The following is a 20,626-nucleotide window of genomic DNA, read 5'->3' as shown; positions in this document are numbered from 1 at the left end:
TCCCGCTCTGATTTTCAGGCTTTCGCCCGCACCTGCCTTTGCATTGGTTATATATATTAACCCAGGTGGACGAAATAGAACTCTGCGCGGAGATTTGTCGGAATTCACCGGAAAACAGAATAAAACCTTGCAGCTCACCGTAAAATGCGTTTGACCACATTTGAAAAACCGGAATTTCCTTGACAAACAACCGAAAAGACCGATATGATGAATTAGAATAAAACAAATTGAACGAAGAGGGATGACCCCTTCAGAAAAGGTGGTACAGCATGAACAAAAAACAGATTGCGGGGCTGATTGCAGCCGCGCTCGTATTTGTGTTTGTCTGCGGCTCCAGCATGGTGATTCGCAGCTTTGCGGCACAGCAGGAAAACAACTATTTGGATAAACTGCTGAAGGCGTCTGAGGACGTTTCCAAGGATTTTCCGGCCAGCCCGTTCGTGGGGGTTGTTTCCGTGGAGGGCACCATTCAGGCCTCTTCCTCTGCATCCTCCCTGTTCCCGACGGAGGGCTACGACCATAACAGAACCCTGAAGCTGATCGACAGCCTGGAGGCCGACCCGAACAACAAGGGAATCCTTCTCTACGTCAACTCGCCGGGCGGCAGCGTATACGAGAGCGACGAGCTGTACCAGCGCCTGCTCAAATACAAAGAAAACACCGAACGCCCGATTTGGACCTATATGGCGAACATGGCGGCCTCCGGCGGGTATTACGTTTCCATGGCGTCCGACAAGATCATCGCCAACAGCCAAACCTGGACCGGCTCAATCGGCGTCATTATCTCCTTGACGAATTACAAAGAGCTCATGGATAAAATCGGCGTTAAGAGCATTCTGTTTACCAGCGGAAGAAACAAGGCCATGGGCAGCTCCGAAATTGACATAACCGACGAGCAGCGACAGATTTTTCAATCCCTTGTGGATGAACCGTACAACGCCTTTGTGAGCATTGTGGCAAAGGGCCGCCATATGAACGAGGCCAAGGTGCGCGAGCTGGCGGACGGCAGAATCTACACCGCCCGGCAGGCGAAAGAAAACAAGCTGATCGACCAGATTGCCGGCTACGAGGACGCACAGGCGGAATTCCAGAAAGCGCTGGGCGGCGACGTGGAGTTTTATACTCCCACTGATTCTGCTTCGCCGTTTGCCTCCCTTTTTGCCATGGCGAAGGACTACACCCGCAGCGACGCAGACAAGCTGGCCGACCTGATGGAAATCAAAGAGAGCGGGGTGCCGATGTATTATGCAGCCATTGGAGAATAACGCAGCCACCCCCGGCGGATTTTTCGTGCGTCTGGCGGCGTACCTGATCGATCTTCTGCTGATCGGCGCGATTCTGACGCTGACGGTTCGCCTGCCGCTGTTGCTGGTGCAGATGCTGAACCCCGCCTCGTGGTTTTTGAGCCCCATCCTCTTCCGCTTCAGCCCCTACGATATTTTTCTGTATCTGGCCGGATCAGCCTATTTTATCGTGATGACCTACCTGACCGGCGCAACCGTGGGCAAGCGCCTGATGAACCTGCGCGTCGTCGCCTGCGACGACAGCAAGCTGACCTTTGTCAACGTTCTTTACCGCGAAACCATCGGGCGTTACCTTTCCTCCCTGCTGTTCGTCGGGTACCTGATGATCGGCGTCAGCGAAACAAAGCAGGGACTTCACGACCGCCTGTGCGACACCCAGGTGATTTACACCTGCAAATGCCGGCCCGTCGTCTATGGAAAAGCCTCCCCGGTTTATGGATACGGCGCGGCCCCGGCCGCCGCTGTTCCCTCCGCTCCGGTTTCGTACCGCCCCTACGGGCAGGCAAAGCCCGAAGTCGCCCCCGAGCTGCCGGAACAGACACAGCCCGATGCGCCAGAGCCGCCAACCGACACACAGGAGCGGGAACCGAAATAACGCGAAGCAACGCATCGCAGGCAAAAATGCCCCCATTCGTCAGACAGGGAATCCCTGTCTCTGACGAATGGGGGCATTTTGCCGTATGCCGAAGCATTCTTTCCATTATTTCCGACCGCCAAAGGAGAATGAACCGGGGGATGCCGGGCTGTTCCCTGCGGCAAGCTGCATGTTCCGGCATGGCTGCAAGGCAGCGTATTTTGCCCGCGCCGGGCAGGGAAAGGCAATCGAACTGTATGCTCGGCTATGGATGCAGACAGCCGGCTTAAAAGGTCAGCTTTCTGTTTCTGGCAGTCACTTCCCACTCCTCGGTAATATTGCCGTTTTGCGCCACCGAAACAGCGGGATACAATGCAGAAGTGGGGCAGATATGGGTTGGAATCACGTAGAAAACGGTGCCGATGGCGGGAACTTCCTTTGTGTGCTCGGGATTCATTTCAAATACCCAATGCTCCTCACTCTGGAACAGCGCATGTGCGCGATCGAACCCCGCAATGACGCCGCGCACCCCCGCCGGATCGGCGGCAATCCCTTTATACCCCAAATCCAAGGTGAAGAGTCCGGGAGCCGGGTGACTGATCACCCGTGTCAGAATGGCCGCGGCGGGCTCAAAGGAGAGATCGGGCAAATTCTTTTGGTAGCCCGCATCGTCGATGAACGCGGTTCCGGGCGAAAGAAACCATTGGGTAACCAGCGCATGGCATGGGAACGACGGGGTTCCGCCCATAATCATGGTGCCGCATTCGATCCCTTTTTTCATTAACTCGCCCTGAATCTCTTTCACCCGCAAATCAGCTTCGCGCACCTGCTTCAAACGGGCTTGGAGATCGCTGTTATTGTGGTTTCCATCATAGCAGTGCATCCCCTTCAGAGAAAGGCCGGGCAGCCGCGCGGCTTTTTCATAGAGCTGCTCCGCTTGCTGCAAAGGGACGCCGGTACGGTTCATCCCCATATTGACATCGAGCAGCACGTTTATTTTCATATGTCTTTGCACGGCATATCCGCTGAGAATAGAGAGCTGCTCCAGATCATCGCCGATAGCCCAGAACCGGGTTTTGGGAAAGGCATTGATCAGCTCGAGATACCGTTTTCTATTGGGGCCGATCAGAGGGTAAGCCAGAAGGACATGATCCGCGCCGGCCGCGGCCGTCATCTCGGCCTCCGCAATCGTCGCGCATTTAAACCGCCGGATTCCCATCCCGAGCTGGAGTCTCACCATTTTCTCCATCTTATGAGATTTAACATGGGGCCACAGCCTTTGGGCTCCACCGGCCATTTCAATGGCCAGCCGGGTGTTTTGAACGATGGTGTCCTTATAATAAATCAGAGCCGGACTGATCATTTCGGAAGGATCGTTCAGTTCAAATACTGTACTCATAAAACCAGTCCTTTAAATTTCAAATATGAATTCAATCTCTACGGGAATGTTTCCGGGCAGTTCATTTACCCCAATCGCGGAGCGGGCGCCCACGCCGTTTTCACCGTAAAGGTCTTTGAAAAGCTGAGAGGCACCGTTGGCTACGATGGGCTGCTGATTAAAATCGTCGGCACTGGCTATAAAGGCCAGCATTTTGACAAGACTCCTTACCTGATTCAAATCGCCCAAATAATCGTGCAGAACGCTCAGTGCATTCAGGGCACAGATTCTTGCGGCCTCCTGCCCCTGCTCCACAGAGCATTCTTTCCCCAGCTTGCCCTCCAGCACAGGGATTCCCCCGCGAGTGGCCCCCTGGCCTGAAATATACAGCAAATTTCCCACCTGCTTCACCGGTTGATAGATTCCGCCTTTCGGAGGCAGCGGAGGGAGCTCCAGACCGAGCTGTTTCAAAGTATCGTACACATTCATGCAACTCACATTCCTTTCGGTTTATCGGATGATGTTTCCCCGGCACATCACATGCCGAACATTGCGAAACGCAGTGATGTCCGTTAAGGGGTCACTTTCCATGGCGATCAGGTCGGCGCTAAGTCCCGGGCGGATCGCCCCGGTTTCTTCCGAGAGCCCCAACGCTGCGGCCCCGTTCGCCGTTGCCGCCGCGATTAGCTCCGGTATGGTGATCCGGCAGCGATGCTGCAGGATTTCCAGCTCCAGCCATGTCTCATCAAAATACGTCAGCCCACATCCCGCATCCGTACCGATCACGGGAAGCATGCCGAGCTGAATCAGGCGCTCAAAAATACGGCATTCGCGCTCCTCCTGCTCCAGCAGAAAGGCTTCGCGTTCGGTGCGCTCCGCCTCGCTTTCTCTGCAGTGATCAAATATATGATAATTGTTTGAAATCCCGATCATAAAGTAGCGGCTGTCATTTTGGAACTGCTCCATTACTTTCGGTTCATAAACTCTTTCGAGCAATCCGTTCCCGCGGTTGCGGACAAAGCAGGCGCAGTGCTCGATACATTGCACCCCGCCGCACATCGCGTTCACAAAGCCCTCCGTCGTAAGGCAATGGGCAAAGGTCGGCAGGCTCCAGTGATGCGCTTCGTCGGTCATCGCCCGAATCTGCCCGGCGGTATAGCTGGTCTGCTCCGGCGTTGAGCCGGGAGTCATCTGGCCGCCGCTCACAATGATCTTGATTGCGGTACATCCGGCCTTTTTTCTGCTGCGCACAGCCCAGATCATATCGTCCAGCGAATCTGCTTCCGAACCCGGGATAAAATGTAGATGCCCGCCCGTGATCGTAATGGGAGGGCCGGCGAGCTGCAGGCGGGGCAAATTCGCCAGCCGGCGAGCACTGTCCTGATACAGTTCCAGCGTGCGGTAGCTTCCCCCCGCGTCGCGCGCCGTGGTTACGCCGGAATATAGGAGGGTTTCGGCATTTTTTGCCGCGCGCAGAAAGCTGATTTCCGGGCTTTCGCTCAAATACCGCTCACGGGTATTTTCAGCCGGCTCAAACTCCAGGTGCACGTGAGTATTAATCAGCCCGGGGAGCACATAGCACTCGCCGTAATCCAGCAGTTCCGCCTGCGGAGCTGCTCCCTGCAGATGAAGCCAGTCCCCCGTTTCCAGGATTCTTCCCGCCCGAATCAAAACACCGGTTCCCTCATAGCTCTGTTTGTCCGTGCTGTATACGGCCTTTGCCTTTACCAGCAAAAGGTCATCCTTCGTTTCTTTCATCATTGCACCGTCCTTTGTGGCATTTACCCTTTGACTGCTCCCGCAGTCATTCCCTTAATGATATATTTTTGCAACGCCATTGTCAGAATGATCGCAGGGACGATCACGACAATCGTCGCGGCCAGCATTCTGCCCCAGCGGATATCCGCTCCCGAAACAAAGTACTGCAGTGATACCGGCAGCGTTCTCGTCTTTTCTCCGCTCAAAATCAAAGCGAACTGGAAATTGTTCCATGAACCCAGAAAGGAAAGCGTTGCGCATGTGACAAGGCCCGGCAGGCTGACCGGCAAAATCACGTTCCAAAAGCATCTCTGCCGGGTGCAGCCGTCTACAATGGCGGCTTCGTCCAGCTCCTTGGGGATGTCGGCAATAAAGCTCGACATAATCCACACGATCAGGGGCAGAGAAAGCACAATGTGGCTTAAAATCAGCACGGAGTAGGTGTCGATCATTTTGAGCTTGGAAAAAAGAAAGTAATAGGGCAGCAAAAACGAAATGCTGGGCAAAAGCCTGGCCACAAGAATAGAGGTAGAGGTTTTGCGCATGTGAAACCGCGCGATGGAATATGAGGCCGGCACCCCGAGAATCAGAGAAATGGCCGTGGAAGCAAACGCAACGACGGCACTGTTCACCATGTAGGCATCGTAGTGCTGCGTTTCAAAAATGTATTTGTAATGATCCCAGATCGGAGTGAAGCCAAACAACTGCGGCGGCATGATATATACCTGCGACATGTTTTTCAGGGAAGAAATAAAAACGAAATACAGCGGAAATAAAACCGGCAGTACAACAACGAGCACCAGAACGTATAATCCGATTTTACCTGCTGCTTTTTTTGCCTTGTACACGGTCACACCTTCTCCTCCCATCTTTTTTTCATATTAATAATCACAATACTGATCACCAGTACGATCAGGAACACCAAAGTCAGTATTGCGGAGGATTCTCCAAATTTATAATAAGAGAATGCGGTTTCGTAAGCATAGAGATTTAATGTGCGCGAAGCATTGGCCGGCCCGCCCTTTGTCATGGCATAAATCAAATCGAAGGATTTGAAAATATCGATGAAGCGCAGAAGAGCGATGGAAAAAAGCGTCGGCATCATCATTGGCAGAATCACCCGGAAAAAGACCTGAATTGAATTGGCCCCATCTACATGGGCGGCTTCGATCGGGTCATTCGGCAGGGAACTGAGCCCCGCAAGACACACGATCACCACCATGGGAGTCATCTGCCAGACTTCTACCGTTGCAATCGCCGGAATCACCGTATCCTGCGCAGAGGTAAAGGTTGACGGGGGCAGCCCGACGGATTTGAATATAAAGTTCATAATGCCGCTGGAAGGCTCGTAAAAAAGCATCCACATCAGGCCAACCGCCACGGGGGCCATCATGTAGGGCAGAAGAATGGCCGTTTTGGCAAGCTGCTTGCCGCGGAATTCACAGTTTAAAATCAGCGCGATGGCAAGGCCCAGAACGGTTTCCAGAATCGTTGCCAAAAAAGTATACCAAAAGGTGATTCCGCACGACGCCCAGAACTCGGAGCTGGCGAGGATCTTTGCGTAGTTCTGCCCAAAGTTAAAGCGGGGGCCCGCTCCGCTGAGCAGGTTCCATTCGGTCAGGCTGAACGCAAAGGTTGCTCCGATCGGCAGTACGATCATCGCCATCATAAAGACAAGTGCGGGTGCGGCAAAAACCCATTTGATGTGCCTGTCGATAAATTTGCTCATGATTCCACCTCAAATAGTATTCGGGATGGGAAAGACTCTCGCCTTTCCCTCCCGGGTTCAGCCGTCAATAGGTATATTTGTCGCCGTATTCATTCGAGTTTTTCAGCAGCTGGTCAACTTTTTCAGCAGCCGTTTTGGCTTTGGCCTCAATATCCTTTCCCTCTCCCTTGGTTTCAATGGAATACACCACGGCTTCGCCGATGGCATCCCTTGCCTCTGTGACAGAGGTCAAACGCGGAAGTCCGTAAGGATTGGTGGTATCGCTTTCGTTAATCACGGAATAGGCCTTCACCATATCGGCAGACATCACATCTTTTACTCTCGGATCATTCCAAACAGAGGAACGGAAGCTGGGCATGCCCTTGGGGGTGATATATGCCGCCACATCCGGTCCGGCGACAAACTTCATGAACTCCCAGGCGGCGTCCTTGTTTTTGGAGCCGGAATAGATCGCCGAGCCCCACACAACCTGCTTGTAAGACTGGCGCCCGGTGGGGCCCTCGGGAATGGGCGCAACGCCGACTTTATCGTAATAGGCCGATTCCGCTTTGTCTGTCAGGGTTGCATACAGTGCGTTGGCGTCGATGGCCATAGCGACTGTGCCGGAATTAAACAGCTGGGTCATCTGAGAATAGCCGGTGGTCAAAATGCCGGGAGGGCCGTATTTTCCCAGCAGCTTGCCATAGAATTTGATGGCGTCGACAGATTCAGCGCTGCCGATATTGCATTTTCCGTCTTTGATATAGCTCCCGCCGTAGCCGAACAGGAAGGGAGAAAACTGAGAGGTCAGGGCAATTTTCTCACCTCTGCAGGCAATGGCATAAAGGTTGTTGGAGGGATCATTCAGCTTTTCGCAAGCCTGCACAAGCTCCTCGTAATTGGCAGGCGGGGTGAGTCCCTTCTTCTCAAACAGGTCGGTACGGTAATACATGAGCTGAACAGAGGAATACAGCGGCAGGCAGCCGATGGAATCTGTGCCGGACAGGGTGATTTGCTCTTTTGGTGCGGTAAAGTCGGACCAGTTTAATTCCGGGTCATCCAGATACGTGTCCAGTGGCTCGATCCATCCGTTTTTGCTGTAGGGAGCCATATCCTGCAGGGGGCTCAGCAGAAACACGTCGATGGTGGAAGAGCCGGACAAAAACTCCGTAGTCGTCTTCTGGCGGAGCTCCGATTCTCCGTAAAGCTCCAGGTTGACTTTGATTCCCGTTTTGTCTTCAAAATCGGAAAGGTACTCCTGAATACCGTCGGAAACCTGCGCGGTCATACTCACCACGCGGAGCGTTGTGCCTGCGTACGGCTTTTCCGCCTGACTGCCGGCAACGGATGACGCCCCGCCCGACGGGGAAGTCTGTCCACAGGCGGCCAGTCCCAGCACCATGGAGCCGGCACACAGCAGCGATATCACTTTTTTCATAACAATCCTCCTTCAAATTCGGCGAACCCACTTTTTCGCTTTTATTTAGATTATACCAATAAAAAATCACAATAAAATAAAATGTATTTTGTTATTTTGTTCAAATATTCAGAAGTATTTATAAAAAATCACACAGTGTCTCTCTCAAAAGAGATACTGTGTGATTAAATCCACAAACCCTATTCATATATTTGGAAAGACAGCACAATATTCAGATTCTCAGTTCCCTGTTCTGGCGCATCTGCCCGGGGCTGATTCCAAAATACTTTTTGAATCTGCGGCTAAAGTAGGATTCGTTCGGGATTCCCACCCTCAGCCCGACCTCGTACACCTTACAATTATTGGATAAAAGCAGAACCCTGGCCCGTTCCATCTTGATCCGTTCGCAGTATTCATTATAGGTTTCTCCCACCTCTTTTTTGAACAACGAACAGAAATACGTTTTGTTCAGGCAGCAGCGGTTCGCCGCTTCCGCCAAAGAGATTTCTTCCTCCGCATGCTCCGCAATATACCTTTTCAGCGTCGCGATTTCCGGGTGGGTCGTTTGACCGCACGCCGCTATTTCAATCAGCGAATCGACGGCCTGTAATAGGATCTGAGCCAGCTGCTCCAGATCTTCCGCATGAAAAAAGCTGAAGAAATAATCGTTTTCACCGAGCAGCTCGGGCTTTGATTCTTCCTCACTGAGTGGGCCGTAGCCCGAAATAAGCGCCCACACCCCCGACACGGCCGCCTTGATCGAATACTGCGAATACATCTGCGATTCCTTTCCGACTTTTTGGAACCATTCGCGAACCGCAGCCGCCGCCCCCTCCCGATTGCGGTTGTCGATCATGGACTGCAAAGAAATGACCAGAGAAGAAACCACAACCTTTTTCTTAGGCACAGATTCGACGGGGCAAAGCAATATACTTTCCTTCCCCGTGAAAAAACAGTCCGACAGCCGTTCCCTGGCCAGCGCATAGACCTTTGGCAGCTGCCTGAAATGCTCGAAGGGCTGCGATACTGCGCAGGAGCATGTGATATTCAGGTGCGTTTTCAGCACAGAATTGATTTTATGCCAATACTGCAGAATCGTTTCGAGATTTGCGCAGCGGCAGTCCGGGAATCCCAGCAAAATCATCCGCTCGGGCGGAACCGGCTGCCGGTTTTCGTAAAACGGCAGTTCCTGAAAGAACTCCTCCAGAATATTATCGATGGCGCAGGGCGTAAGATCTTTGCCCTCCGGCTCCGGCACTGAGGCGGCATCCATCACGCAGCAGCAGACGATAAACTGGCTGCAGACTCGCGCTCTGGGACTGTACTGCAAAAACAGCTTCTCCTCCTGCTGGGATCGGATTCCATTTTGCAGTATTCGAGAATAAAACTGCCGTATTTTCTCCGGGGATTTCTCACTTGATTCCGCCTCGCTTCCGGTTTGGCTTTTATCCTGAGCAATTGTCTCCTTCAGCTGACCCAGCAGCTTCTTGAGGCCGTCGGCCGAAAGCGAAAGCTTCAGAATGTAATCGTCCGCTCCCATTTTCATGGCGTTTTTTACCGCTTCCACTTCATCCAGACAGCTTAACACAATGATCTTCGTGGCAAAATGATTCTCCCGGATATAGCGGATCAGCTCGAAGCCGTCCATGTCCGGCATCTTGAGGTCGGTGAAGATCACATCCGGCAGGCAGCGATCGATTTCAGAGATCGCCTGTCTGCCGTTTTCGCAGGCGCCAATGACCTGAAACCCGTATTCCTCCCATCGAATGGTTGCGCTAAGTCCAACCCGTACCATCAGCTCGTCGTCAACGATCAGAACCTTTAAAAGTTCCCTCATCCGTATCCTCCCCTTTGCCCTTCCCCGGATATGGCAGACAAATGGAAACCGTGGTTCCCCGCCCCGGAGCGGAAATCATTGAAATTCCATATTTTTTGCCATACCTTAATTTCACCATTCCATCGATGCTGCTCAGCCCCACACCGGTTAATGTCTTTCGGGAATCTGCGGAGCTCCGCACATGCTCCAGCACGCTTTTGATCTGCTCCGGAGCCATTTCCGTACCGTTATTGTGCACATCCAAAAACAGGAGGCACCGCTCCTGTCTGGCCCGGATGGTGATTGCTCCGTTGTGCATTCCCTCGATCCCGTGAATCACCGCATTTTCCACAATGGGCTGCAGGCAATACTTAAAAACCGGATATTTGTAAAATTGCTCCGAAACCTCTATTTTCAGCTCGTATCGATGCTTTAGCGTCCAGTTTTTGATTTGAATATAAGACCGCACGAGTTCCAGCTCTTTGGAAAGCGGAATCTCCTCTTCCCCGCGGCGGATCGCATTTTCCAGCACACCGCCCAAGCAGGCGATCATATCGGCGATGTTACCGGCATTCGAGGCCATCGCCGACCACTTGATGGTGTTCAACGTGTTAAAGAGAAAATGCGGGTCGAGCTGGGCACGCAGGGTTTCGTACCGCATTTTTTCTTCCAGCGCCTGTTTTTCCAGCGCAGCGGCGGTCATTTCTTCGATTCTCGCCGTCATCTGGTTGAACTTTCGCTCGGCATCCGGGATGCTGATTATTTTTTCGGTCTGCCGCCCTACCGGAACATTTCCGATTTGCATGAGCGTCATCTTTTTGAGGATTCTGTTGTAGGGCCGCATGATATAAATCAGCATCAACGCACAAATAACCAGTGCCGCCAGCAAAACCAGCACGCAGATGGTATAGGTATTGTTGCGCATCAGTTCGATCTCCCGCGTGACGCTGGACCGGGGAATCAGATTCAGCAAAAGCCAGTTGTCAAACGGGAGAGGGGTGGAGGTCAGCACATAGCTTTCTCCGCTTTCGGAACGCACCACCGTATATTCCGAACGGTTGGCCGAAAGCGAGCGAATGTTCCAGGAGGAAGTCAGGTGAAAATACGCCGCATCAAAATAGGGCCCGTTGCTGTAAATAATGTTGCCGTCCGAATTGACCAGGCCGGTGGAGGTCGCTTCATTTCCGACCCAGTTTTGTCTTAGATTGTCACTCAGCAGCGATACTACTGCAACTCCCAGCTCCTGCTGCGAATAATAATCGTATATTTTACGGCAGAACAGGATGTGGCTGCTGCTGTTGCCGGATCTTGCGACCAGCGCGCCGGTCGAATCGTCGTAAAAATAGGGCGCCCTCCACAACGCCTTCTGATCCGAGGCCAAAAATTTGGTAAACCAGGGCTGCCGTCTCAGGCCGTCAATCAAAGCCGAAGAAAACTGATACCGGTTTCCCACCCCGTCCAGCACGCTGTACAAGCTGCCGTCGTTCCCCAAAATAATCATGTGCATTTGGTAATCAAACAGCGTGTTGCGGTAATTGGTTATGATCGCTTCCAATTGAGTGATGCGGTTCAAATCTTCGATCGAATAATCCAGAAAACTGCTTTTGGGGTTTCCTCTCGCACCGGCCGCAAGCATTTGCGTGATGCTTTTGTTCGTGCTGGTGATGGCCGAAATCTTCTGCACATCATACAGCATGTTGGAAATGGAAGCCTTGTCCTTGGAAAGGTTGGCTGAAATCAAGGTCGTCGTCTTTTCGATCAAAAGTTTTTCACTGTTTTGAAAAGTGAGGCGCACAACAGAAATAGCGACAATGCAGATCGCCAGAGACGAAATCAGGATGATGCTCCACCAGCTGTGCAATATTTTATGCAACACCTTTTACTCCCCTTCCCCACGGGTGACTGATCGAATCCGCTTTATAGACAATATTATAGAATAAAACTCATAAAAGTTCTACAATTTTTCCGTTTTGTGTAGAAAAGTGTCTGTTTTTCCCCATTTTGCAGCCGCTATATTCCCCGCGCAAAAAATGGGACGCAAATACGAATCCCCCATAAGGGGCGTCAGGTAAGATTCTGTCGCCGGGCGATAAAAACCGCTCCCTTTGTGACTGTGCCCGCAACGGAATAAGCCGGCGCCTCACCAAGCGCAAAGCCCCCCCTTCTTAACACAAGGCACCATCACGCCTGCCATACGGCGGGTATTCCTGTGCCCCTTCTGTTTATTTCAGGAAAATCTGGAAAAAATAGCTTCCGGTGATTGGAAATGAATTTATGGAAAAAACGAAAAGCACAGGAAGAAGGTTGCCCGGCAGGCCGGGAAAAAAAATCGGACGGCAGGGAGCTGACTTTCTCTTTGGAAGAAAATCTGGCGGCTCTCCGCTCCGTTTTTGAATCGGACGATATGATCCGGTTCCGAATGCTGGAAAACAAATCGCAAAGGGCCATACAGGGCTGCGTGATTTACGCGGAGGGAATGATCGACCATCAAATTCTGGACGAGTACGTCATCGAGCAGGTGATCAGCAGCGATGTTCCCCGCTACACGCGCAGCGACTACTTGGAGGAACTGCAAAAAAAGGCGCTCATCGCCAGCAATTTGTGCCTTGCGCAGAAGCTTGAAAAAATCACGGACGCGGTGCTGGTGGGAAACGCGGTGCTGCTGCTGGACGGCTCCCCGAAAGCAATCATTATTCACTGCAAAAATCTGAAGAGCCGCGCCGTGGAAGAGGCCAGCTCGGAACAGGCGGTGCGGGGGCCCCGCGACGGCTTTACCGAGCAGCTTTTGGTCAACCTGTCCCTAATCCGCAGGAGAGTAACCTCCGCCGATCTAAAATTCCAATACAGATATATCGGCAGGGTCACGAAAACAAAGGTGTGCATCTGCTATTTGAAAAACATTGCCTCCGATCAAATCGTGAAAGAGCTGGAGCATCGTCTGAACGAACTGGATATCGACGGAATTGTGGATTCCGGGTATATTCAGGAGATGATCAAGGATTCCCCCTTCTCCCCCTTTGACACAATCGGGTATTCCGAACGCCCGGATTCCATTGTGGGCAAGCTTCTGGAGGGCCGGGTTGCGCTCGTCGTGGACGGCAGCCCGTTTGTCCTGACGGTTCCCTTTGTTTTTCCGGAACTGTTTCAAACCCCGGAGGACTACTACAACAATTTTATTTTTGCTTCCTTTAACCGGCTTCTGCGTATTTTCGGCGCGGTTTTGGCGCTGTTTGTGCCGGCTATTTATGTGAGCCTGACAAATTTTCATCAGGAGCTGCTGCCCACCCCCTTGCTGCTCAGCATTGCGGCGGGGCGCTACGACGTTCCCTTCCCCACCGTGATCGAGGCCTTTCTGATGCTGATTGTTTTTGAAATCCTGCGCGAGGCGGGCGCCAGAATGCCCACCGCAATCGGGCAGACGGTCAGCATTGTCGGCGCTCTTGTACTGGGGGAGGCCGCGGTGGACGCGAAATTCATCGCCCCCTCTATGATCATCATTGTTGCCCTGACGGGCATCTCCGCTCTGATGAACGCCAAAGTGCAGGGCGCTATTTTGGTGCTGCGCTTCGTCTTTTTGATTCTGGCCGCCTTTATGGGGATTTACGGCGTTATTTTCGGCGCGCTGTGTCTTGTTACCCACCTGATGAGCATTCGCTCCTTCGGCGTTCCTTATATGCTGACGGAAGGCTCCATCCGATATGAGGACATCAAAGATACCCTCATCCGCGCGCCGTGGTGGTATATGCGCCTGCGGCCCCAACTGATCGCGTCCAAAAACAGAACGCGGATGGGACGGCATGCAAAGAAAGGAACGTAGGATGGCCTGCAAACGGAAAATTATTGCTCTGCTTCTCATTGTTCCGCTGCTTACCAGCCTGTGCGGGTGCTGGAACTACCGGCTGCTCGAGGACATGGGAATCGTGGCGGGAATCGCGATCGACAAGGGAACAGACGATACATTCGAGCTCACCATGGAAATTGCGGAGGCCAAAAGCGGCAAGGAGCGGATGGTGGATTCCCACATCATTCACTCGTTCGGAAACACCATTTTCGACGCCGTCCGGGACGGCATCTCCATCATCGGGAAAAAGCTGTACTTCAGCCATACGCAGGTCGTGATCGTGAGTGAAGAGATTGCCCGGAACGAAATGATCGACGTGATGGATTGGATGAACCGAGACTCGGAAACCCGCACCGACATTGAGTTGTTTGTGGCAAAAGGAATGCCTGCAAAGGATATTTTGATGGTAGAAAACCCCAGTGACAATATTTTATCCTTTACTCTGGAGTCCATGATCGAAAATGAGACAAACTTATCGAAGTCCAGAAAAACACAAACCTGGAGATTCGCGAACGATCTGGTCTCCCCGGGTATTTCCCCGCAAATCCCCGCTGTAATGCTTTGGGATGACAGCGAAGGGCAAACCCCCATGACGGAGGGAACCGCGCTGTTTCACAATTCTGCCTTTGTCGGCTTTTTGGATGGAGCCGATACCAAGAATCTTCTTTTTGTTCAGGACAATATCGATGGGGGACTTTTGACGTTTCCGCTAAATTATCAAGGGGAGAAGATATCCGTTTCGCTGGAGATTTTTGAAAATCAGACAAAGCTTGAAACCGTCTGGGCCGACTCGGTTCCGGAAATCAACATCACAATCAAAACAGTCGTGGCTCTTGACGAACTGCAGGGCACGCCCGGCGAAATTGACGGGAAACTGATTGCCGCGCTGGAGCAGGCCGCAGAGGTATATTTGAAACAGCAAATCGAAGCGACGATTCGTCTGGTTCAGAACCGTTATGCCTGCGATACGTTCGGATTCGGAAACCATATTTATCGCACCGAACCTCGAAAGTGGAAAAAAATCGAGGCTGACTGGGATACGATCTTCCCAAAGCTGAAAGTAACCGTGTCCCCGAAGGTCGCTCTGAAAAACAGCGCGACTCATGAAGGAACGATCTCCGGAGGTGGCAGTTAATGTTTGCTCTGGTTTTGCTCGGGTATGCATTCATTGTGCTGATCGATACCGTTCCGATTTATAAGGACGGAACCCGCAGGGAATTCTGGGTTTCGGCGGGCCTGTTATCGGTTTCTTTGATTCTGGCGCTTTTGCTGTCTCTGGGAATTGACCTCCCCAGCCCGGCGGATCCCCTGAAAGAGGTCATTACAAAAATTTATGGCTTGTAGCGCGAGGACGGTATATGAATCAAGAACGCATCGCAAACCATCACCTTTTCAGTATGGTCGTACTGTTCGTCATCGGCAGCTCACTGATCGTGGGCGTGGCGGCGCAGGTGGAAATCGACAAATGGATTTCCATTCTGATTGCTTTGGCCGCGGCCGTGCCTACGGTAACGGTATATATGAAGCTGCTTTCCCTGTTCCCGGGGAAAAATCTGTTCGATATTCTGATCATTGTTTTCGGTAAATGGGTAGGACAGCTCTTCGTTTTGCTGTACACGTGGTACGCCTTTCACCTGGGCGCCATGGTATTGTGCAATTTTGGCGAATTCGTAAATATGATGGCAATGCCGGAAACCCCAAAGATCATGCCGATCCTGCTGATGGGTATTTCGTGCATTTGGGTTGCAAAGGAAGAAATTGAGGTTTTGGGCCGCAGCGCTTTCTTCCTGCTGCCCATTCTCATTGCCATCATTTTGATTGTTCAGCTGCTGTGTATCCCCCAGCTCAACCCGGAATTTTTAACCCCGATTCTGGCGGATGGATGGAAGCCCGTATGGAACGGCGCCTTCTCCACCTTTGCGTTCCCCTTTGCCGAAACAATTTTGATCACCGCAGTTTTATATTGCCCGGTCAATAAAAAAGCTCCCTACAGGCCCTTTTTAGGTGGGCTGCTCTCAGGGGCGGCCATTATTCTGGCCGTCACCCTCCGCAATCTTCTGGTTCTGGGAGCCACCTTAAAGCAGCACCCCTACTTTCCTTCGTATATAGCGGTGGGCAGAATCCGCATCGGCGACTTTTTACAGCGCATGGAAATAACGGTATCGATCGTTTTCGTGGTTGGGGCGTTTGTCAAAGTCAGCGTGTGTCTGCTTGCCGCCGCCATCGGAGTCAAAAAACTGGCCGGCCTGAATCATTACCGCCCCGTCGTTGTGCCCATCGGCATACTGATGATTCTGATGGCTCACGGAATTTATAAAAACACCATGGAAATGGTGGAATGGGCTTTCGAGATTTATTCTTACTACGCGCTGCCCTTCCAGGTATTCCTCCCATTATTATTGTTGGCAATCGCACTGATTTCCAGACACAGGGGTAAAATGACGAATGCACAGCCTACCTCTTCATAATATGGAAAACCGCTGACACTGCCGCAATTTGCATTTCTCCGCGCGGCGGGCCGGTACTGCCAAAAGAGACATGCTTTTGCACGGTTCGGTCTTTCCTTTCAGGAAAGGGTATGTGGAGGAAAGGGAGAAGCCTTCGTCCCTTCTCCCCGACCGGCAGCCGTTCATTTTCTGCCGCTCTTTTCCACGCGTCTGCTGTCCTCCGTTTGTTTTGTCTTCCTATCCTCATTTGAATCGAATGTGGCACACTTTCCTAAAATGCAAAAGCAAATTATTCTGCGAATTATATAATTTGTTTGAGTTTTTTTGACTTTATTTGTAGCTCTTATCTTATTATAAAATTTACATAGGAATATCGTTTTTACCCCGCTGTATGATTTGACCTGATCTTTATCAAGCTATATAAAATTCCGTCACTTGCCATAGAAAAAGCCATATGCAAATATCAGGTTATTTGTATTAGACAAACAGATCTTTTCCTGTTACAATGAACGAGATTGTTTAAAATGCTGCCTTGTTTTTTCGCGGCTTTTGATCCTCAGGCTTGTGAGCCCGGCTGTTCGGTATTGCTGAGGAAGCCCTGAAATTGATTTTTCTGTTTTCTCAAAGGCCGAACCCGATGATACCGCGGCAAGACCGGTTGTTCCCTCCTGTGCCTCTCTTTTTGGCACTGTTATTTTGCCGATTGATTGAATTACTCATAAAAACGCGGCGTTGTTTTCGTGGACTGACGACGGAACGCGCCGTAAAAATTGTGATACAAATGAAAGGAAGATTCTTATGAAATGTCTCATTATTGATGTTGTCCATAGCTCGATTGCGGAAGAACTCGGCAAGTACATGCAGGTTGACACCCACATGCTCCCCTCCCAGCAGGAGCTGGCCAAACTGATTCCCGATTACGATGTGCTGGTCATGCGCGTTGACCCCGCCATCAACAAGGAGATTCTGGACGCAGCCAAGAACCTGAAGGTTATCGGCGTTTGCTCCGTCGGTCTGAACCACGTTGACCTGGAGACCGCCAAGGCAAAGGGCATTCAGGTATTCAACGCCCCCGGCATGAACGCAAACGCCGTGGCAGAGCTGACCCTCTCCAAGATGCTGGATATCGCCCGCCACACCATTCCCGCGGACGCGGACGTTAAGGTAAACAAAAACTGGGATAAGTACAAATTCGTCGGCAGCGAGCTGAGAGGCAAAACGCTGGGCATTCTGGGCTTTGGCCGCATCGGGCGCCGCGTAGGCGAGCTGGGCCGCGCTTTCCTGATGAACGTAGTGGCTTACGATCCCTTCCTGAAGCCGGAGGATTTTGAGAAAGAGAACGCCAAGGGCATGGATATTGATGAACTGCTGAAGGTTTCCGACTATGTCTCCATCCATATTCCGCTGACCCCGGACACCAAAAATCTGTTCAACGCCGAGTCGATTGCCAAAATGAAGCCGAATGCTGTGGTGCTGAACATGAGCCGCGGCGGCATTGTCAACGAACAGGATATGTATGAGGCCCTGAAAGCCAATAAAATCGGCGGCTATGCCACCGACGTAATGGAAAACGAGCTGGCAGCCGGTGGGCTGGGCGAGGGCGCTTCCTTTGATTCTCCCCTGTTCGGGTGCGACAACTTTATCGTCACTCCTCATCTGGGCGCTCAGAGCGTGGATGCTTCCCGCGACATCGGCGTATTCATTACCGCGAAGCTGAAGGAAGCTTTGAACCTGAAATAAGCTTGCGAAATCATTGGCGGCAGAGTCTGCCGCCAATTCGTAAAACCCATTCGATAGCATAGCAAAAACGGCCGCCCACGAAGGGCGGCCGTTTTTCTTGATGAAGAGTCTTGGCAGCTGCCGGCCTACGGAAATACGAAAATTCCTGAAGGCCGGCAGCCGCCGCTTTTTTCACGCAAAGCACAAAGCACGGCAAAGAGGCTACCGCAGCAGCGGGCCCGCTTCTACCAGACCGATTCCCGCGGCTCCGGGGCCGGAGTGCGCCCCCACGACAACCCCCAGATCGCTTCTGTAGATTTTCCCGGAATAAGACGCCGCTTTCCTCAGATAATCGACGGCGTAATCGGCGTCCTCAGAAAATTCCGCGTTCTGTACGGTAACGATCAGCCGGCTCCAGTCCGAAACACGCGAAATCGCAAGATCCATCATGGTTTTGAGCGAGTTTTTTCTGCCGATTACCGCCTTCACCGGGCGGACAGCGCCGTCGATAAACTCGCACACCGGCTTAATTTGGGCCAGCTTGCCCAAAAAGGCGGTCGCTCCCCCGATTCTTCCCCCGGCTTCCATATATTTTAAATTATTCACGACAAACAGTGTAGTGACGCTGCCAACCGCCTGATTGACTCTGTCGACAATCTCGCGAAACGCTTTGCCGCTCTCAATCATTTGGGCAATTGCGATTTCCAGAGAGGCCTGTCCGCAGGCGCAGGTATTGGAATCAATCACCTCGACCTGCACGTCGTCGTGCTGCTCGGCGAAAACGTCTTTCGCCAGAGAAGCCGTTTGAAAGCTGGAGGAAAGCCTGGAGGATATGGTCGTCACGATAAAATTTTTAGCTCCCCGAACATACCGTTCCTCCAGAGCGCCCAGCCAGTCGTTCACATTGGGCGCAGCGGTCTGCGGTACATCCTCGGGGTTCTTTTCCATATGCCGGTAAAACTCGCTCCCGGTATAATCGACATTCTCGCAGTAGTAATCCGTGTTTTGAAATTTGAAGTAGAACGGCACCTCCTTTATTTGATGCCGCTCCAGAATCTCCCGCGGAAGCCCGCCGGAGGAATCCGCAATGAAACATATTTCTTTACTCATGCTGTTCTTCCCACCCATTCATCCGGTTTTGATTTGCCGGGCCGCACCCGCTCAGCATAATACCCTCTCCCTTTTGGATAATAGCCCGAAGTAGCGTCAGGTAATATGTACCGGAACACCGTTGACCTCCACGCCGTCTTCCGCACGGATCATAATGTATTTTACGCCGTTGATGACACGTGTTTCCACCAGATGATCACCGTCCCCGCCGACCTGAATCTTGACGTTCGGCGCAGTTACCACCAGCTGGTTAGTTTCCACCAGATTTTTGGGGCTCAGATTGGTTTCGGGGCCAAACTGCTCGTCAAACTGCTTTTCAAAGCGTTCAATATGCTCCTTCGAAACCCCCTGCGTCTCAAGAATCCGCGCAACATGGCCTTTGGAAACCGTCAGCGGGATTTCTTCCCGATTGGCCTTGTGCTCTTCAATCAGATTTTTCAGCTGTTCCTGTACGGCGCATACGGTGTCGAAATCGCATTCGCGCTCAAGCGATTCACACAAAATGCTCTGAAACGCCTCCTTTTGTTCCGCCGCGGGCATGGGCACATCGCAGTGAAACATGGTGTCGACAAACTGGGCGTAGGTTTCGGAGCTGTCCTGAACATAATAGAGAACGCTGTAAATATTGGCACTGCGGTCGTCGAACGCCGGGAATAAAAATCCAAGCTTCGGCGGGGAGACAGCCCAATCCGTGGTACAGTTGCGGAATGTGTTTTCGCTGACGTAATAACCAAGCACCGGTTTCGTCGGCTTCACGGGGCATATGCTGCACAAAATATAAGAATACACCTCGGTCGAATTGTCGTCCTGCGTTTGTCCGTCTTTCGAGCGAAACGGAACATCATAAGTATCATGGGTCAAAAGAATGAGATAATTCTCATCCAACGTGATAGAACGAATTACATTTTGAAAAAACCGGTGGATGGTATCTTCTTCCTTCAGAGAAGAATCCTTCAACGCCATCAACAGCCGGTGTTCTTCGCTGTCGACTACCTGCTGCGTGGAAAACTCCAAATTAATCAGGTTCTTGTTCAGCGTGCCCGAAAGCGTTTTTTTCAGGATGGAGAGAAAATTTTCCGCCTCCTCCTGCGGCATCAGCGCTACAGACTGATTGAATTCAGAAATGATTTCGCCCTGTCCGTTCACATAGCATCCGCGTATGCTCCGAATATTGTTTTTCTCCACCCGAAAGCGGCGGCGAATCTCTGAAACTTCTTTTTCATTCATGACAAACCTCACAAATTCTTTTGCTGAATTTTGCAATCGAATCCTGCGAAACCTCTACGGCTTTGCGTTAAACGAAAGCCGCATGGTTATAACAGTTTTTACTTTTTCTCGTAATCCATACCATACCATATTTTTTTCCAATTTTGCAACCTTTTTACTGGATTATAAATCTATTTTCTGCTCAGATTTCTTTTAGAAGCAGAAAGCTGCGTTTTCGCGGGCGATATTCTTTTTCGCCCGCTGGTGGGAAACGTTCGCACTGAATATGGGAAGCTGGGTATGACTGTATTTGAATCCACGCCCCTCGCGGGAGGGGCGACCACAGCA

17 protein-coding genes are annotated in these 20,626 nt (G+C 51.7%); 7 read left to right on the top strand and 10 right to left on the bottom strand.

The features are described 5' to 3' along the window. The first annotated feature begins 269 nt into the window (after window positions 1-269). Window positions 270-1,265, top strand: coding sequence for a signal peptide peptidase SppA (sppA, locus tag G340_RS0106265; protein ID WP_020072804.1), 996 nt, complete (start codon window positions 270-272; stop codon window positions 1,263-1,265). Then, complete coding sequence (locus G340_RS0106260; protein ID WP_027103889.1) at window positions 1,246-1,899, top strand: RDD family protein; 654 nt, start codon at window positions 1,246-1,248, stop codon at window positions 1,897-1,899. The genes sppA and G340_RS0106260 overlap by 20 nt, the downstream gene beginning before the upstream one ends. 265 nt (window positions 1,900-2,164) lie before the next feature. Here the strand turns inward: G340_RS0106260 and G340_RS0106255 are convergent, their stop codons facing one another. The 8 genes from G340_RS0106255 to G340_RS0106220 form a co-directional block, all read right to left on the bottom strand. After that, complete coding sequence (locus tag G340_RS0106255) at window positions 2,165-3,277, bottom strand: D-TA family PLP-dependent enzyme (protein ID WP_020072802.1); 1,113 nt, start codon at window positions 3,275-3,277, stop codon at window positions 2,165-2,167. Between the two features lie 12 nt (window positions 3,278-3,289). After that, on the bottom strand, window positions 3,290-3,745 hold the full coding sequence (locus G340_RS0106250) for a RidA family protein (RefSeq protein ID WP_020072801.1): 456 nt from the start codon (window positions 3,743-3,745) through the stop codon (window positions 3,290-3,292). A 21-nt stretch (window positions 3,746-3,766) separates the two neighbouring features. After that, window positions 3,767-5,014 (bottom strand): amidohydrolase family protein, encoded by a 1,248-nt coding sequence (locus G340_RS0106245; protein ID WP_020072800.1) that lies wholly within the window; start codon window positions 5,012-5,014, stop codon window positions 3,767-3,769. Window positions 5,015-5,037: 23 nt separating this feature from the next. Further along, window positions 5,038-5,883 carry a carbohydrate ABC transporter permease gene (locus G340_RS0106240; protein WP_177309654.1) on the bottom strand — a complete coding sequence of 282 codons (846 nt, stop codon included), beginning with the start codon at window positions 5,881-5,883 and terminating at the stop codon, window positions 5,038-5,040. After that, window positions 5,865-6,743 (bottom strand): carbohydrate ABC transporter permease, encoded by an 879-nt coding sequence (locus G340_RS0106235; protein ID WP_020072798.1) that lies wholly within the window; start codon window positions 6,741-6,743, stop codon window positions 5,865-5,867. Before G340_RS0106235 ends, G340_RS0106240 begins: the two co-directional genes overlap by 19 nt. A gap of 64 nt (window positions 6,744-6,807) precedes the next feature. Beyond that, window positions 6,808-8,160: an ABC transporter substrate-binding protein gene (locus tag G340_RS0106230; RefSeq protein ID WP_020072797.1), complete on the bottom strand. Its 1,353-nt coding sequence runs from the start codon at window positions 8,158-8,160 to the stop codon at window positions 6,808-6,810. A 211-nt stretch (window positions 8,161-8,371) separates the two neighbouring features. Then, entirely contained in the window at window positions 8,372-9,976 is a 1,605-nt protein-coding gene (locus G340_RS0106225; protein ID WP_020072796.1) for a response regulator transcription factor, read from the bottom strand. After that, the gene (locus G340_RS0106220) at window positions 9,945-11,831 is read right to left on the bottom strand and encodes a cache domain-containing sensor histidine kinase (protein ID WP_407635356.1); all 1,887 of its coding nucleotides are present in this window, start codon (window positions 11,829-11,831) and stop codon (window positions 9,945-9,947) included. Before G340_RS0106220 ends, G340_RS0106225 begins: the two co-directional genes overlap by 32 nt. A 390-nt stretch (window positions 11,832-12,221) precedes the next feature. Here G340_RS0106220 and G340_RS0106215 point away from each other — a divergent pair, with 390 nt between their 5' ends. From G340_RS0106215 to G340_RS0106190, 5 genes are all read left to right on the top strand, one after another. Beyond that, on the top strand, window positions 12,222-13,772 hold the full coding sequence (locus tag G340_RS0106215) for a spore germination protein (RefSeq protein ID WP_020072794.1): 1,551 nt from the start codon (window positions 12,222-12,224) through the stop codon (window positions 13,770-13,772). Between the two features lies 1 nt (window position 13,773). Next, window positions 13,774-14,931: a Ger(x)C family spore germination protein gene (locus G340_RS0106210; RefSeq protein ID WP_020072793.1), complete on the top strand. Its 1,158-nt coding sequence runs from the start codon at window positions 13,774-13,776 to the stop codon at window positions 14,929-14,931. Then, the gene (locus G340_RS0106205; protein WP_020072792.1) at window positions 14,931-15,140 is read left to right on the top strand and encodes a hypothetical protein; all 210 of its coding nucleotides are present in this window, start codon (window positions 14,931-14,933) and stop codon (window positions 15,138-15,140) included. The genes G340_RS0106210 and G340_RS0106205 overlap by 1 nt, the downstream gene beginning before the upstream one ends. A 14-nt stretch (window positions 15,141-15,154) precedes the next feature. Beyond that, on the top strand, window positions 15,155-16,264 hold the full coding sequence (locus G340_RS0106200) for a GerAB/ArcD/ProY family transporter (RefSeq protein WP_020072791.1): 1,110 nt from the start codon (window positions 15,155-15,157) through the stop codon (window positions 16,262-16,264). A gap of 777 nt (window positions 16,265-17,041) precedes the next feature. Continuing rightward, window positions 17,042-17,983 (top strand): D-2-hydroxyacid dehydrogenase, encoded by a 942-nt coding sequence (locus tag G340_RS0106190; RefSeq protein WP_020072790.1) that lies wholly within the window; start codon window positions 17,042-17,044, stop codon window positions 17,981-17,983. Window positions 17,984-18,184: 201 nt separating this feature from the next. On the opposite strand, the gene G340_RS0106185 is transcribed toward G340_RS0106190, so the two are convergent. After that, on the bottom strand, window positions 18,185-19,072 hold the full coding sequence (locus G340_RS0106185) for a DegV family protein (RefSeq protein ID WP_020072789.1): 888 nt from the start codon (window positions 19,070-19,072) through the stop codon (window positions 18,185-18,187). Window positions 19,073-19,168: 96 nt separating this feature from the next. After that, the gene (locus tag G340_RS0106180; RefSeq protein WP_020072788.1) at window positions 19,169-20,299 is read right to left on the bottom strand and encodes a DUF4317 domain-containing protein; all 1,131 of its coding nucleotides are present in this window, start codon (window positions 20,297-20,299) and stop codon (window positions 19,169-19,171) included. Window positions 20,300-20,626 lie beyond the last annotated feature (327 nt).

Origin of the sequence: Faecalispora sporosphaeroides DSM 1294 (assembly GCA_000383295.1) — a bacterium.
Classification (GTDB): domain Bacteria; phylum Bacillota; class Clostridia; order Oscillospirales; family Acutalibacteraceae; genus Faecalispora; species Faecalispora sporosphaeroides.
Note: the sequence above shows the minus strand (reverse complement) of the source record. Positions and strands in the feature narration are given on the sequence as shown.

Bases quoted from the DNA above. Each gene is read 5' to 3' on its own strand.
- sppA (WP_020072804.1), top strand. From the start codon at position 270: ATGAACAAAAAACAGATTGCGGGGCTGATTGCAGCCGCGCTCGTATTT.
- G340_RS0106260 (WP_027103889.1), top strand. From the start codon at position 1,246: ATGCAGCCATTGGAGAATAACGCAGCCACCCCCGGCGGATTTTTCGTG.
- G340_RS0106255 (WP_020072802.1), bottom strand. From the start codon at position 3,277: ATGAGTACAGTATTTGAACTGAACGATCCTTCCGAAATGATCAGTCCG.
- G340_RS0106250 (WP_020072801.1), bottom strand. From the start codon at position 3,745: ATGAATGTGTACGATACTTTGAAACAGCTCGGTCTGGAGCTCCCTCCG.
- G340_RS0106245 (WP_020072800.1), bottom strand. From the start codon at position 5,014: ATGAAAGAAACGAAGGATGACCTTTTGCTGGTAAAGGCAAAGGCCGTA.
- G340_RS0106240 (WP_177309654.1), bottom strand. From the start codon at position 5,883: ATGGGAGGAGAAGGTGTGACCGTGTACAAGGCAAAAAAAGCAGCAGGT.
- G340_RS0106235 (WP_020072798.1), bottom strand. From the start codon at position 6,743: ATGAGCAAATTTATCGACAGGCACATCAAATGGGTTTTTGCCGCACCC.
- G340_RS0106230 (WP_020072797.1), bottom strand. From the start codon at position 8,160: ATGAAAAAAGTGATATCGCTGCTGTGTGCCGGCTCCATGGTGCTGGGA.
- G340_RS0106225 (WP_020072796.1), bottom strand. From the start codon at position 9,976: ATGAGGGAACTTTTAAAGGTTCTGATCGTTGACGACGAGCTGATGGTA.
- G340_RS0106215 (WP_020072794.1), top strand. From the start codon at position 12,222: ATGAATTTATGGAAAAAACGAAAAGCACAGGAAGAAGGTTGCCCGGCA.
- G340_RS0106210 (WP_020072793.1), top strand. From the start codon at position 13,774: ATGGCCTGCAAACGGAAAATTATTGCTCTGCTTCTCATTGTTCCGCTG.
- G340_RS0106205 (WP_020072792.1), top strand. From the start codon at position 14,931: ATGTTTGCTCTGGTTTTGCTCGGGTATGCATTCATTGTGCTGATCGAT.
- G340_RS0106200 (WP_020072791.1), top strand. From the start codon at position 15,155: ATGAATCAAGAACGCATCGCAAACCATCACCTTTTCAGTATGGTCGTA.
- G340_RS0106190 (WP_020072790.1), top strand. From the start codon at position 17,042: ATGAAATGTCTCATTATTGATGTTGTCCATAGCTCGATTGCGGAAGAA.
- G340_RS0106185 (WP_020072789.1), bottom strand. From the start codon at position 19,072: ATGAGTAAAGAAATATGTTTCATTGCGGATTCCTCCGGCGGGCTTCCG.
- G340_RS0106180 (WP_020072788.1), bottom strand. From the start codon at position 20,299: ATGAATGAAAAAGAAGTTTCAGAGATTCGCCGCCGCTTTCGGGTGGAG.